Origin of the sequence: Natrarchaeobius oligotrophus (assembly GCF_003841465.1) — an archaeon.
In the GTDB taxonomy this organism is placed as follows: domain Archaea; phylum Halobacteriota; class Halobacteria; order Halobacteriales; family Natrialbaceae; genus Natrarchaeobius; species Natrarchaeobius oligotrophus.
Genome location: NZ_REFZ01000021.1, coordinates 1 through 13,488 on the forward strand (window position 1 = coordinate 1; position 13,488 = coordinate 13,488).

The window sequence follows — 13,488 nt, forward strand, 5'->3', positions numbered from 1 at the left end:
GCCGACTGGTACCGGACGCTGCTCGGTCACTCGTCCGACGCGATCGTCGTTCTCGACGACGAGTACCGGATCACCGCGACGGGGCCGACGGTCGAGTCGGCCGGGCCGTACGGGGACGAAAAGCGAGACGGCGCTCGAGTTCTCGACCCGATCCATTCGGACGACCAATCGAGGGTTCTCGACGCGCTCGATTCGCTGCGAGACGGCCAAGAGGACGCGACGACCGTCGAGTACCGGTGTCGACGCGACGATCGGTGGCGCGTCTACGAGGCGACGTTCACCGACCGCTTCGGCGACGGCGTCGTCGAGGGTATCGTCGGCTCGATCCGGGACGTTACCGCCTCCCGTCAGGTCGAACGAGAACTCGAGGAGTCGCTCGAGCGGGTGACCGACGCGTTCTTCGCGCTCGATACGGAGTGGCGATTCACGTATCTCAACGACCAGGCGGTCGAAGACGTCGACCTCGATCGATCCGATCTGCTGGGTCGAAGCATCCTCGAGGTGTTTCCAACTCTCGAGGACTCGGTCTTTCACCGCGAGTCCGTCGAGGCGCTCGAGACGCAGACTCACCGGACCGTCGAGGGATACTTCGAACCGTACGACGCCTGGATCGAAGCGCGAATCTATCCTTCGCCGACCGGCATCTCCGTCTACTGGCGCGACGTCACCGAGCGAATCGAACGCGAGTGGAAACTGGACGAACGAACCGAACGGCTCGAGGCGCTCATCGAGAACGTCCCGGTCGGGCTGTTCGCCCTCGACGCCGACGGCACGATCACCTTCGCCGAAGGCCGCGCGCTGGAGAACCTCGCGGTCGACCTCGACGGGCTGGCCGGCGAATCGATCGCGACGGTTTTCGACGACCAGCCGGCGATCCGCGCCGACCTCCGGGCGTCGCTCGAGGGGTATCCGATCCACACGCAGCGACGGTTGAAAGATCGCGTCTTCGAGGCGTGGAGTCGGCCGATCACGACCGCCGGAACGGTCGAGCGGACGATCGGAATCGCCGTCGACGTCACCGACCGCGTCCACTACCAGGAGACGCTGAACGCGCTTCACGAGGCGACCAGTCACCTGCTGACCGTCGAGTCGAAGGCGGACGCCTGCGAGTACATCGTCGACGTCGCCGCCGACGTGCTCGACCTCGAGGCCGTCGTCTACCGGTTCGACGAACGCGACAACGAACTCGTCCCGGCCGCACATTCGCCGGGCATCGAGCAGATGGCCGGATCGCCACCGCGACTTCGCCCGCGCGACGGCAGCATCACGTGGAACTCGTTCGTCTCCGACTCCCCGCGCGCCTTCGACGACGTCCGCCGATCCGAGCACGTCTACAACGAGGACACGAACGTTCGAAGCGGCCTCTACGTTCCGCTGGGCGAACACGGCGTCCTCGTCGCGGCGTCTACGGAGACGGGGCAGTTCGACGAGAACACCGCCGAACTCGCCCAGCTGTTCGCCACGACGGCCGAAGCCGCACTCGATCGGATCGGACGGACCCAGCGCCTTCACGACCGCGAACGGGAGCTGAAGCGACAAAATGCGCATCTCGAGCGGCTCAACGAGACGAACGAGGTGCGACAGGAGATCGAACAGCTCCTCCTGATGGCCGACTCCCGCGACGAGATCGAACGCGGCATCTGCGAGCGCGTGACCGACCTCGAGGCGTGCTCGATGGCCTGGATCGGCGATCCGGATCCGAGCGGCAACCAGCTCGAACCGCGATGCAGCGCCGGTCGCGAACACGGCTACCTCGAGTCGGTCGCGGTGACGACCGTCGACGACTCGGCCGCGGAGCCGGCGGGGCGCGCCGCACGCGGCAGGGAACCGGTGTCCGTCGAAAACGTGGCGGACTCGGTCCACGACGGCGCGTGGCGCGCCGATGCGCTCTCGCGGAACTTCCAGTCCGTGTTCGCCGTCCCGCTGATCTACGACGGGTTCCTCTACGGCGTGCTCTCGATCTACGGTGACGAGCCCGACGCGTTCGACGACCTCCTGCGGTCGACGCTCGCAGAGCTGGGTGAGACGATCGCCCACACGATCGACGCCGTCAAACGAAAGACCGCCTTGCTCGGCGACGAGGTAACCGAGATCGAACTCGAGATCGGTGGAGATTCGATCCTCACGCAGCTGTCGGACCGTCTCGACGCGCAGGTCGCCTTCGAGGGGTCGACCCCCCGAGACGACGTGACGATCGTCTTCGCCTCGGTCGACGAATCGATCCCCGCGGACGGATCGGGGCTCGAACTGGACGACGTCGACGGCATCGTGGCGGGATCGATCATCGAAACCGACGACCGAACCCTGATCCAGCTCGAGGTGACGCGACCGTTTCTCGACTCGATCGTCACCGTTCACGGCGGAACGATCCGGGAGTTCGTCGCCACGAACGGGACGGCATCGGCCGTCGTGGACGTTCCGACGACCGTCGACATTCGGGAAGTGGTGTCGACGCTCAACCGTCGGGGGATCACGGCGACGCTCGTCGCCCGACGCGAACAGACCGACGACGACGTTCCGGCCCTCGACGGATCGACCCGAAGTCGACTGCTCGAACGGCTCACCGAGCGACAGCGGGAAGTCGTCCAGACCGCCTACCACAGCGGATTTTTCGAGTGGCCTCGACGGACGACCGGCGAGGAGATCGCCGACTCGCTCGACATCTCTCCGCCGGCGTTTCACAAGCACGTCCGTTTCAGCGAGCAGAAACTCTTCGACACGATATTCGAGAGCGGATCGTCCGCTGATGGTTAATCAGTTAACCCCCGGGAATGGGCTGCGTTACATAGTTAACGATTAGGCTCTTTACAGGTAGTCGCAAAGTAAGTGACGTCTACCCACTGAGCGCACTGGGGGTATGTATAACCTATGACCGAGATGACTTCACAATCACCGTCCACGAAAGCGGGGGAGCAGTTTTCTGTGCAGTACGACCGACTCGACGACGAACCACTGAGCGTCGCCGTAGCAGACGCCGTTGCGACGTTCTGTAGCGTCGATATCACGGAACTCGATCCGCTGCACTACGCGATCAACGCCGACGCGCTCGAACGACTGTTCGAACCGCGCGCGGACGGACTCCGAACGGGGGGATCAGTATCGTTCGAATACAACGACTGCGTCGTAACAGTGACCGCCGACGGCGAGATCAGGGTCGAACCAGCCTGAGACGGATTGCCGTACTAACGCAACCGCGGACGCGTCGCGGTTGCATCGGAAACGCCGGAAAGCGGGCCGAACGACGCTCGCTCACCTCGTTTTTTCGCGATCGGCCTCGAGCGACGGCGCAGGCGATCGCCGTCGGTTCGCGTCGCCGTCCGTTCGAACGGAGTCGAGACTTGACCGTCGTTACGGAGTCGTTTCTCTCCCGACCGACCGAATCAGGTCGCGTTGAGAGGCCGTACGTCCGATACTGATAAGTCGCCGCCGCTGGTGGGTTTTCGGAGATGGCGTCCACCCGATCGCAGCCACAGCCCGTCCGCGAACTGCAGGTGCTGGCGAGCCTGATCGTCTCCATTCCGCTCGCCGCGATCGTCTTCGGCGGCTACCTGCAGTGGACCGGTCGAATGGCGTCCGTCGGCGCACTCTACGGACTGGACGGACTGGTCGAATCGTGGGCCGTCCACTTCGTCCACACGCTTCTGGCTGCGATGGGGTTCGTCCTGCTCGTCGCGTGCTGTCGGCCCCGCCGCCTCGTCTCGCGGCTCGGCCTCGAGGGATCTCACTGGACCGTGTTCGCGACCGTCCTGATCGGGGGCTGTTACGGCGCGGCGCTGTGGGTGGTCGCCGTCGCGCTGGGCGTTCCGCTCTGGATGGAGTTCGTCCTCGGCGCCGACCGACCGCTGCCGTACCCACACCGGGAGAGCTTCGTCGGGCTCGTCGCTTTCGGCGCGAGTTTCGCCGCGTGTTACGCGGGACTGCTCGAGTACGTCGCCGCCGACGGCTCCGATCCACCCCATCGTCTCGAGGACGACCGGGGCGACGGACGCGCCTCGTGAGGCACGTCGACGGACGCGCTCGTTCGGAAGCGTTTTTCTCGGTTCCTCGAGAACGCGTCTCCGATGAAACCGATCGAACCCGCGGGCCACTCGCCACCGGTCCCGATTTCGCCGGGCGTAACACACGATGACCTCCTGTTCGTCTCCGGACAGGTTCCGCAAGAACCAGACAGCGGACGGATCCTCGGCGACGACGTCGAAACGCAGACGGAGGCGGTCCTCGAGAACCTCGAGTCCGTACTGAACGAAGCCGACGCGTCGCTCGACGACGTCGTCAAGACGCAGGTGTTTCTCGCGGACATCGCCGATTTCGACGGGATGAACGAGGCGTACGAAACGATCGTTCCCGAACCGTACCCCGCTCGCTCGGCCGTCGAAGTGGGCGGGCTCGTGGGCGACATCCTCGTCGAGATCGAAGCGATCGCGGTCGTCGATCGGGACTGATACGGGTTGGCGTACCGACGTACCGGCGGAACCGAAACCCGCTCGCAGCCGTGGCGACACTGGCGGAGAGTCGACCGCGTGAGCGGCGATTCGCCCCAGCGTCGACGGCGGCCGATCGACTCCCTCGCCGTTACCGACGCGGATCAACTTACTTCGCTGTCAATTACGCATAAATGGCCCGCGCACGAACTGACTACTGCACCGCAAGGTGCGCATGTATGTGACGGATCGACCACCTACCGGTTACCACCCGCCACATACATTGCTTCCGAGCGGAAGCACACGAACGTTCTCCGCGAGCTTACTAAAGGATACTGCCCGATCCGAAAATAATAATTATCCAGACACTACAGCCCTGTCAGAAGAGATGCGACATTGATACATTTTCGACGCGGTACTCCAGCGCGATCGACGCCTGCTACCATCGCCGGTCGTTCGACGGTTGGCTCCGTCGTCTACGCCAGCCACGCTCCGAGAACGGACTCGGTAGTGGCGGCTCCGCTCCCGGCAGCGGGTCGACGTGTCGGACCGATAACCGTACATTCAGGTATCACGATCCGCCAACGCGAAATTTTTGTATGCTGACTATTCATAGTGGCGTATGAGACGGCCGCAGTTCGGGCGTCGAGCGGAGACCGATCCGAATCGACGAGTCGCGGCGACGAGACGCGCTCGACTGTCGTGCCCGACGGAACGTCGGGGGGAGACGAAGGGACGATGACGGAAGGTGCCACCGTCGATCGCCGCCTGTCGGGACTGCTCGTTCTGACCGCGTTCGTGCTGGCGGCGATCAACCTTCGGCCGGCGATCGCGTCCGTCCCGCCGGTTCTCGAGGTGATCCGTGCCGACCTGGCGCTTTCGTACACGGCCGTGAGCCTCCTGACGACGATTCCGATGTTCTGTATGGGACTGTTCGCGTTTTTGACGCCTCGAGTCGCGCGGTACGGTCGCGAGCGGGGGCTGTTTTGGGCGATCGTCTTCGTGGGTCTGGCGACGGCCGCCCGGATCGCCGGCCACAGCACCGCCGTCCTGTTCGCGACGACCGTCGTCGTCGGCATCGCGATCGCCGTCGGCCAGACGCTGTTGCCGGCGCTGGTCGGCGAGTACTTTCCCGAACGAACCGCCTTCGCGACCGGAGTCTACTCGATCAGCCTCGCGATCGGTGCGATCCTGGCCGCGGGGTTCGCGGCTCCGATCTACCAGTTCGCGAACTCCTGGACGCTCTCGCTCGCCGTCTGGAGCCTGCTCGCGGTCCTCGCGGCGGTCGTGCTCGTGCCGCTGGTTCGCGAGGGCGACGACCGCCCCGGAAAATCGTCCGACGGCCGGCGACGGCTCCCGTGGCGAAGCCCGCTCGCGTGGTCGGTGACGCTCTTTTTCGTCGGCACGTCGACGATCTTCTACTCCGGGCTCACCTGGCTGGCACCGCGGTACGTCGCGCTCGGCTGGACCGAAACGTCGGCCGGCTTCCTGCTGACGGTGTTTCTGCTCGCACAGCCGATCGGCATGGGGCTGTTCACGCTGCTGGGCGATCGGTTCGACGATCGGCGGCCCTGGATTCTCGGAATGGGCGCGATCACGGCCGTCGGCGCGATCGCGATCGCGCTCGCGCCCCACCTCTCTCCGTGGCTCGTCGTGATCGCGCTGGGAACCGGAAGCGGCGGCCTGTTCGCGATCGCGCTCACGCTTCCCGTCGACCTCGCACCGGACGGTCAGGCTACCGACCGACTCGCGACGATGGCGATGGGGATCGGCTACGTGATCTCGGCGTTCGGCCCGTCGATCGTCGGGAGCGTCCGGGACCTCACCGGTAGTTACGTTCCGTCGTTCGTTGCCCTCTGCGTCGTGAGCGTCTTCCTCGTGATACTCGGAACCGCGTTCGAGCCCGCCCGAACGGGAACGATCGACTGAGCGCTCGCCGCGCCGAACCGAACGTTCCCGCGTGATGCGGTCTGCCGTCTCGCCCATTTCCGGTGAAACCGCGACCCGTCTGCGGCCCCGTCGGGACGACAATCCGGACGAATCATTCGCTCGTCGCACGGCGATTCCGCGTTAACCGTCCGACGAACGAACGACGGGCACCGTCAGTACGGCTCGAGGATATCCCGCCTCGCACGAAAGATATTCTGTAATGACATACGGAAAGACGATCAGCTAAAACCGCCCCTCTCCCCTGAGTTTTTCACATAACTCCGTCAGTCACCAGCCTGACACTGCCTGCCAGCGGCTTATATAACTCGATGCGGTACCCTTTCGGGAACCCATGTCACTAGACGATCCACTATCGCGACGGAAGACGCTTCGACTCGGGAGCGCCGGCGTTGCGGCGGCATTTCTGGCGGGTTGTGGCGATGCCGGCCCCGGTAACGGCAACGGAAACGGCAACGGCGACGGCGAAGAACCGCCTGACGAGGAGGACGGAGCCGATACCGAGGAGGACGGAGCCGAAAACGGCGAAGATGGAGACGCGATCGAGCCGGGCGAAGAGATCATGCTCGGTGGCGAGACACAGGCCTGGCAGGGACAGGAACCGGAGGCGATCGCCGACGAAGAGAATCCGACGCTCGCGCTGCAAGAGGGGGAATCCTACGAGATCACGTGGGAGAACCTCGACGGCGTCGGCCACAACATCGAAATTCGAAACGACGACGACGAGGTCGTCGACGACTACGAAACCGAAATCGTAGACGAGGAAGGGGAGACGCAGACGCTCGAGATCGACGAGGTCACCGACGAGATGACTACCTACATCTGCGAACCCCACCAGAACACGATGGTCGGGGACATCGACGTTCAGTAGTCGACGGCTCGTTCTCGGTCGCGTCCGAACGTCCGCTTTTCTCGCCGTCGCGGCGAGGTCGACCCACGCGTCAGGGTGCGATTCCGTAGCACTACCGTCTCTCTCAAGGCCAACCGTTACTCTCGCTGACGACCTCTCGTACGTACTGAGATGAACGTAGACGCAATTGTAGACGCTCGGCTCGATCCGCCCGGATCTCGAGAGGTCCGCCTGACGTTTCTGGCGCTGTGGTTCGTCGATATGGTCGCCGCCGCGCTCTTTTTCGTCGTGCCGTACGCCACGGAACTCAATCCCGTCACGAACTACTTTTACGGGCTGTTCGGACTGGCCGGCGTCGTTCTGGCCGCCCTGTGTTACGCCGGAATCGTCGTGATCGCCGGCAACTTCCTGCCTCGTCCCCTCGATTTCCAGTTCCTGGTCGCGGTGGTAGCGCTATACGCGATGTTGGTGATCAACAACGTGCTCCTGTTGGTGCTCGGAGAGCCGGTACTGGCGGGTCTTCTGCCTGATCTCGACTGGATTACCTGGATTGAGTCTCACTCCGACGGTCGTTGGTGATGAAATCGGACGGACAACGCCGCACTGGCGACGTTGCTCACGGAGACAGAACGATTACCGTCTCTCGAATCGATCGTGAACACGCACTCATGTCCGACGCCGGATTTACCCTGGACGAGCCGACGGTGGCCCCCGGAGACGTCCTCCAGCTCGACGATCCGCATTTCACGACCGATTCCGTCGCGATCGTGACGGGGGCGGCCTCCGGAATCGGCGAAGCGACCGCGATCGCCCTCGCCTCGAACGGGCTCACCGTCGTCGGGGCGGACGTCGACGGTGATGGACTCGAGACGACCGCCGACGAGATCGGCGAATTCGAGCCGCCGGGAGCGTTCGTCCCCGTCCGGACCGACCTGACGGACGACGGTGACGCCGAGTCGATGGTCGAGGCGGCGTCTGCACGCGGCGACCTGCGATACGTCGCGAACGTCGCCGGAATGCAACACATCGCGTCGATCGCCGACTTTCCGATGGACCGGTACGACCTCCTGATGGACCTCATGCTCCGGGCGCCGTTTCTCGTCTCGAAGCTCGCCACACCGCACATTCGCGACACCGACGACGGCGTCGGTGCCATCGCCAACATGTCCTCGGTCCACGGCCACTACGCCACCCGGGACAAGGCCGCATACGTCACCGCAAAGCACGGCCTCCACGGGCTGACGAAGGCGATTGCAGCGGAAGGGGAGGGAACGCTCCGCTCGTTCACCGTCAGTGTTGGCTACGTCTTGACGCCCCTGATGATCGATCAGATCGAGGACATCGCCGAGAAACGGGGCATCACGGAGCGCGAGGTCGTCGAGGACGTGATGCTCGGGCAGGCGCGCGCTCGTGAACTACTCACCCCGGTGGAGGTCGCAAATCTCTTCACGTTCGGTTTCTCCCGCCACGGAAAGCACCTGAACGGCGGCGACCTGCTCTGGGACGGCGGTTACACGACCAGCTATGAGTGAGAACGCGCCGACGAGTGGCGGTCCGCCCGCGGACGACCCGGAACCGACGCGTGCCGAGGAATCGGCTGACGACGGCACGCCGGCGGCTGAGGAGAAACTATCCTCGACCACCGACGGCGGCTCCGACCCGACGACGGTGGCCATCGCCTGCCAGGGCGGCGGCAGCCATACCGCCTTCACCGGCGGCGTCCTCGCGGGCCTCCTGGGCGAGTGGGAAGACCACGAGTACGATCTCGTCGGGATCAGCGGGACCTCCGGCGGCGCGTTCAACGCGCTCGCCGCCTGGTACGGCCTCGTGACCGCAGACGCCGACCGCTCGGTCGAACTCCTCGAGGCCATCTGGGACGACCTGGTCGCCGACGACGTCTTCGACCGGGTCGTCAACGACGGCGTCGTAGCCTGGTCGCGACTGGAGAGCGTCGGCCTCGGCATCCCCCGAGTGAGTCCGTACCTGAACCCCGGCTCCCGGATCGGACAGGAACGCATCGTCGATACTCTGGAGCGACACATCGATTTCGACGCCATCCCGGACCTCTGTGGGTACGACACGCCCGAACTCGTCGTCGGCACCGTCGACGTCCAGGAAGGGGAGTTCGAGACGTTCGTCAACGAAGAAGTGACTCCTCGAGCCGTGCTCGCGTCGGCGGCCGTCCCGACGCTGTTCGAGGGCGTCGAGGTCCACGGTACGCTCCACTGGGACGGGATCTTCTCGCAGAATCCGCCGGTCAAGGACCTCCTGCACCTGCCGCCGGACCGCAAGCCCGAGGAGTTGTGGGTGATCCAGATCAACCCGCAGCGCCGCGAGGGGGTTCCCCGATCACTCGACGACATCGTCGACCGCCGCAACGAACTCGCGGGGAACCTCTCGCTCAACCAGGAACTGCGGTTCGTCGAGTACGTCAACCACTGGCTCGACCGGGGCTATCTCCCCGAAGATCGGTTCGAACGGATCGACGTCCACCGACTCCAGCTACCCGATCGCCACCACGCATCGACCAAGCTCGACCGATCGCCCGAGTTCCTCGAGGGGCTGTGGGAGCGTGGAGAGACGCGTGCGGCGGCGTTCCTAAACGGACGGTGAAAGGGCCTGGGGCCGTACCCGTCGGATATCGTCCGTTGTCGTTGCCAACGGCGACGGTTGCCGAACGCGTTCTCGGGGAGGATTCCGAACCACGGAAAAACTCACTGACCGAACCGCCTGGACCTTCCACAGCGTCTCGTCGTCGGCCCAGCACCCGACTCGAACGCAGAACCGACAGGTCGTCCGGGTGATCGACGTCCGCTGCTGGCCAGAGTGGGTCCTGGCGGTGCCGGGATCGTCCCGGTGCGGTCCTCGTCGCACCGTCGACGGACGTGACGATCCGTTCGTCCGACTCGAGGGCCGCCTGCGGAGTCCGGTTACTCCTGGACGTCGTGATCGGAGACGCCGCCGCTGAAGGTCGCCTCCTCGATCTCTTTGCTGTGCTCGAAGCAACCGTTACAGATCCTCGGGTTGTGCCAGACGAGTCGATCGAACGCTCGTTGCGGCGAAACGTGTTCGTCGGTGGGGTGTGGTGACGTTGTGGACACGGGCTGGAGAAAAGCGACGCTGCAGGGCAGACGTGGTCATCGTCGACGACCGCGGCCGCCGACTCGACGCCCCTTTGCGTGACGTGCGTTTTCCTTATTGCGATGAATGCATAACAAACAAATAGATAGACTCGAATTTCGAGTCGATTCTATGGCGAACCAAGAGAGTAAGTGTTAGTAGGATGATTTCCATTTGCCAACAATTAACATACACCCCGTTGAATTCCACAGGCTATGGGATCTCCCAGTACATCAGACGGGTCCAAGGAATGCATCACGCTCGAGACCAACGAAGACTGTCTGAGTCCATCAGCAGCATTTGAACTACTGGCTGATCAGAACCGTCGTTATTTGCTACATTACTTCCGAATTGAAACCACTCGCACAGCAGATACAGAGGAGGTCTGTGAATTTATTGTAAATGGATTACCCGATTCGGACGCTGACAAGGATTCATTGCAAATCGAACTACGGCATCAACATCTCCCAAAACTTATCGAATTTGATATTATCGAATACGACAACAGACACGAGACAATCCGATACCACCGCGATCCAGTAGTTGAACAATGCTTAGAGCTCGTTTCCTCTCACGATCTTGGATGATCCGAATCGAAATCCGCACGTGAAGTGTTAATGCAAATAACGTCGGATGCATAGACTGAAATTTCGAAACCATAATACTCGAAGGATACTTTTCCCAGGGGACGTTCATTTTCTTCGGCTAGCGGTTCGAATAGCGCATCAAGCGCGTCTGGATTTACAACTGAATGCAGCGGGGGAATTTCTTCGGCTTGTTCGCCAGTTAAAGCAGCGATTCCTTTGACGATTGCTATTGGTAATGAGTAATCTTTTTCACGATCATATATCAGATAAGCTTCGTCGGTCGACGGATCGTATCCGACGAAATCTAATTGATTACCCCTGTTCATTGTGAATGTTGGCTGTTACCAACAACCAGCGTAATCCATCGTCAGCATCTGGATATATAACTCATAGGGATTCGAGGCCAGTAGAAAAATACCATTAGTAATGCTCGAACGGTCCCTCGACGACATCGAAGATCGATCGTCGGAGTAGAGTGCATATCGTGAGTGGCGTGCATCATTACAAACGGAACGTCCTTCGACAAGGCCTGTCTCGAGGAGTTGATCCAAAGCGTATTGTAGTGTGCTGTCTGCAAATTGTAGTCGGTCGGCAAGTGTATTGCGCGGTAGTTGACCTTCTTCACGCAATGTACGCAAGTTTTGCACGTGGTGAGACGCCTTCGAGATCGTCAGGCAGGGTAATTTGAGCCGTACTTATTGAAAGCTTGTTTGGCAGTAGCCGAGGGGTGAGCCTTGACAGCACCCGATTTGCATCGTGGAGAAGGTACCGGTCGCGTAGACGACGTCCTCGGCTTCCTTCTCGAGCTCCGGACGCTCGGTGATGTACTGGACGGTGCCGTCGAACGGAGCGCCTTCGTAGGACCGCCCGCTCGTGCAGCGACACCCCGGTTGGCCGTCACTACCGCAATATGTGGTTGATTTGTATCACTACCTGAAGTAGAGAATCCCGCGCCAATTCCCCGATGAGAAGGAGTATTTACGCGAGAATGCAAATAATTTGGTGGGTTCCCGGGGAGGGCTCCGAACCACGGAAAGACTCACTTCGTTCGTCTTTCCTGCCCTCACCTCGCTTCGCTCGGTGACGACCACCGGGTTCTCCGCCTCCCCGGGCATTTTGCAGCGTCGTCACTTACTTCGTTCGTGACTCCAGTGGCAAAATGCCCGGGGAGGGCTCCGAACCCTCGATCTCCGCATGTCCCAGGTTCGAGGCTCGGCAGTCCTCGAGGGACACGGAGGCTTCCAAGGCGAAACCGCACCGAATCTCTGAACCCTATGAGTGCGGCGCTATGTCCAGCTAAGCCACCCGGGCTCGTTCTCCCGTAGAGCGGTGCGTTTCTTTAAGCTTCTTATTCCGCGCCGCCGTGTAACGGGGACCCACGGATTTATCACGAGGCCATACGAACTACCGCCTCATGAGCGTTCCCGGCATCGTCCAGTCTACTCTCACTGACGAGGACATCGCAGCGCGAGTCTCTCTCGGCGGCGAAGACGAACTCTTCATCACTCCGACGCGCACGCTCGTCTACCGTGCGGAAGGGCTCCTGAGCGACGAATCGGTCGACGAATTCCCCCACGACGCGGACCGACTCACCCTCTCGGAGGGGCGACGAAAGACCAAGTTCACCCTCGAGTACGCCCTCGACGGCAGCCGCGAGTTCTCGGTTCCCGCCGGAAAAACCGACGCGGCGTTACACCCGGTGCTCGCCGGCGTGCTGAACGGCAACGACATCACCGAGCCGGGCGAGACCGTCGTCCAGACCTACCGATTCAGCGAACTGACGCTGATCATCACCAGCGAGCGGCTGGTCAAACACATCGGCGGTGCGGTCTGGGACGAGGATTACGAGGAGTACCACTTCGGCGACGTGACGAACCTCGCGTTCGAAGACGGGAGCGTCGCGACCCAGATCGTTCTTACGGCCGACGGTCGTCCCCAGCGAATCAAAGCGCCCAACGAGGAAGCGAACGACCTTCGCGAACGACTCGAACGTGCGCTGTTCGAGTACCACGACGTGGATTCGCTGGCCGAACTCAACGAGAGAGTCGGCGAGGACGAGCCGACCGACGACGGTCCCGCGCCGTCGATGGACTTCGGCGACGGCGTCGATCCGCTCGACACCGAGCCGGCGGAACCGGACGAACGGGAACGCGCCGAGACCGAGGCGTCGGCCGCCGCCGAGTCGGCGATTCCCGACTCGATCGACGCACACCAGCGGCCGTCGGCCGACGACGCTCGAGACGGTTCCGAGCGAACGGAACCAGAATCAGTCCCGACATCGAGCGCGGGCGAGACGAGACAGCGAACCCCCGTCGAGACCGGCGACGTCTTCGAAGAGTCGTCGGCCGGTTCCATCGAGCGATCGTCGCCCGATCCCGATCCGGCCGCGGAGTCGGCCCCCGACGCCGACCTCGAATCCGAACTCCTCGAGCGCGTCGCGACGCTCGAGGACGCGGTCGAGCGCCAGAACGACCTCCTCGAGCAACAACAGCGGACGATCGAACAGCTGATCGCGGAGCTCAAGCAGGGACGATAGGACGGCTCTCGAGCGCCGTCCGAGAAC

Annotated in this window: 13 protein-coding genes and 1 tRNA gene; 11 read left to right on the forward strand and 3 right to left on the reverse strand. The window is 62.8% G+C overall.

Going from position 1 to position 13,488, the window contains the following annotated elements:
- The 9 genes from EA472_RS19140 to EA472_RS19180 form a co-directional block, all read left to right on the forward strand.
- On the forward strand, window positions 1-2,754 hold a 2,754-nt coding region (locus EA472_RS19140; RefSeq protein WP_124193112.1), incomplete at its 5' end, for a GAF domain-containing protein.
- Between the two features lie 114 nt (window positions 2,755-2,868).
- Window positions 2,869-3,168, forward strand: a complete 300-nt coding sequence (locus EA472_RS19145; protein WP_124193113.1) for a HalOD1 output domain-containing protein — start codon at window positions 2,869-2,871, stop codon at window positions 3,166-3,168.
- A gap of 278 nt (window positions 3,169-3,446) precedes the next feature.
- On the forward strand, window positions 3,447-3,998 hold the full coding sequence (locus EA472_RS19150) for a hypothetical protein (RefSeq protein ID WP_124193114.1): 552 nt from the start codon (window positions 3,447-3,449) through the stop codon (window positions 3,996-3,998).
- Between the two features lie 63 nt (window positions 3,999-4,061).
- Entirely contained in the window at window positions 4,062-4,442 is a 381-nt protein-coding gene (locus EA472_RS19155; RefSeq protein WP_124193115.1) for a RidA family protein, read from the forward strand.
- Window positions 4,443-5,159: 717 nt separating this feature from the next.
- On the forward strand, window positions 5,160-6,350 hold the full coding sequence (locus tag EA472_RS19160; RefSeq protein ID WP_124193116.1) for an MFS transporter: 1,191 nt from the start codon (window positions 5,160-5,162) through the stop codon (window positions 6,348-6,350).
- A gap of 352 nt (window positions 6,351-6,702) precedes the next feature.
- A complete protein-coding gene (locus EA472_RS19165) occupies window positions 6,703-7,239 on the forward strand; it encodes a cupredoxin domain-containing protein (protein WP_124193117.1) in 537 nt (178 codons plus the stop codon).
- A 150-nt stretch (window positions 7,240-7,389) separates the two neighbouring features.
- Complete coding sequence (locus EA472_RS19170; RefSeq protein ID WP_124193118.1) at window positions 7,390-7,797, forward strand: hypothetical protein; 408 nt, start codon at window positions 7,390-7,392, stop codon at window positions 7,795-7,797.
- An 89-nt stretch (window positions 7,798-7,886) separates the two neighbouring features.
- The gene (locus EA472_RS19175) at window positions 7,887-8,750 is read left to right on the forward strand and encodes an SDR family NAD(P)-dependent oxidoreductase (RefSeq protein ID WP_124193119.1); all 864 of its coding nucleotides are present in this window, start codon (window positions 7,887-7,889) and stop codon (window positions 8,748-8,750) included.
- Complete coding sequence (locus tag EA472_RS19180) at window positions 8,743-9,831, forward strand: patatin-like phospholipase family protein (RefSeq protein WP_124193120.1); 1,089 nt, start codon at window positions 8,743-8,745, stop codon at window positions 9,829-9,831. The genes EA472_RS19175 and EA472_RS19180 overlap by 8 nt, the downstream gene beginning before the upstream one ends.
- 317 nt (window positions 9,832-10,148) lie before the next feature.
- Here EA472_RS19180 and EA472_RS23105 read toward each other — a convergent pair whose 3' ends face one another.
- A complete protein-coding gene (locus EA472_RS23105; RefSeq protein WP_243637907.1) occupies window positions 10,149-10,319 on the reverse strand; it encodes a hypothetical protein in 171 nt (56 codons plus the stop codon).
- Between the two features lie 234 nt (window positions 10,320-10,553).
- Between EA472_RS23105 and EA472_RS23560 the strand changes: the two genes are divergently transcribed.
- Window positions 10,554-10,925: a DUF7344 domain-containing protein gene (locus tag EA472_RS23560; protein WP_449289235.1), complete on the forward strand. Its 372-nt coding sequence runs from the start codon at window positions 10,554-10,556 to the stop codon at window positions 10,923-10,925.
- Here EA472_RS23560 and EA472_RS19190 read toward each other — a convergent pair.
- Window positions 10,910-11,251, reverse strand: a complete 342-nt coding sequence (locus tag EA472_RS19190) for a HalOD1 output domain-containing protein (protein ID WP_124193121.1) — start codon at window positions 11,249-11,251, stop codon at window positions 10,910-10,912. The two genes, EA472_RS23560 and EA472_RS19190, sit on opposite strands and share 16 nt — an antisense overlap.
- Before the next feature lie 834 nt (window positions 11,252-12,085).
- Window positions 12,086-12,236: transfer RNA gene (locus tag EA472_RS22655), tRNA-Met, on the reverse strand.
- 103 nt (window positions 12,237-12,339) lie between these two features.
- Between EA472_RS22655 and EA472_RS19200 the strand changes: the two genes are divergently transcribed.
- Window positions 12,340-13,461: a DUF7115 domain-containing protein gene (locus EA472_RS19200; protein ID WP_124193123.1), complete on the forward strand. Its 1,122-nt coding sequence runs from the start codon at window positions 12,340-12,342 to the stop codon at window positions 13,459-13,461.
- Window positions 13,462-13,488: the final 27 nt, after the last annotated feature.

Excerpts from the sequence above, each read along its gene's own strand:
- EA472_RS19190 (WP_124193121.1), bottom strand. The coding sequence starts at position 11,251 with ATGAACAGGGGTAATCAATTAGATTTCGTCGGATACGATCCGTCGACC.
- EA472_RS19180 (WP_124193120.1), top strand. The coding sequence starts at position 8,743 with ATGAGTGAGAACGCGCCGACGAGTGGCGGTCCGCCCGCGGACGACCCG.
- EA472_RS19170 (WP_124193118.1), top strand. The coding sequence starts at position 7,390 with ATGAACGTAGACGCAATTGTAGACGCTCGGCTCGATCCGCCCGGATCT.
- EA472_RS19165 (WP_124193117.1), top strand. The coding sequence starts at position 6,703 with ATGTCACTAGACGATCCACTATCGCGACGGAAGACGCTTCGACTCGGG.
- EA472_RS19200 (WP_124193123.1), top strand. The coding sequence starts at position 12,340 with ATGAGCGTTCCCGGCATCGTCCAGTCTACTCTCACTGACGAGGACATC.
- EA472_RS19155 (WP_124193115.1), top strand. The coding sequence starts at position 4,062 with ATGAAACCGATCGAACCCGCGGGCCACTCGCCACCGGTCCCGATTTCG.
- EA472_RS19160 (WP_124193116.1), top strand. The coding sequence starts at position 5,160 with ATGACGGAAGGTGCCACCGTCGATCGCCGCCTGTCGGGACTGCTCGTT.
- EA472_RS19145 (WP_124193113.1), top strand. The coding sequence starts at position 2,869 with ATGACCGAGATGACTTCACAATCACCGTCCACGAAAGCGGGGGAGCAG.
- EA472_RS19150 (WP_124193114.1), top strand. The coding sequence starts at position 3,447 with ATGGCGTCCACCCGATCGCAGCCACAGCCCGTCCGCGAACTGCAGGTG.
- EA472_RS23560 (WP_449289235.1), top strand. The coding sequence starts at position 10,554 with ATGGGATCTCCCAGTACATCAGACGGGTCCAAGGAATGCATCACGCTC.
- EA472_RS19175 (WP_124193119.1), top strand. The coding sequence starts at position 7,887 with ATGTCCGACGCCGGATTTACCCTGGACGAGCCGACGGTGGCCCCCGGA.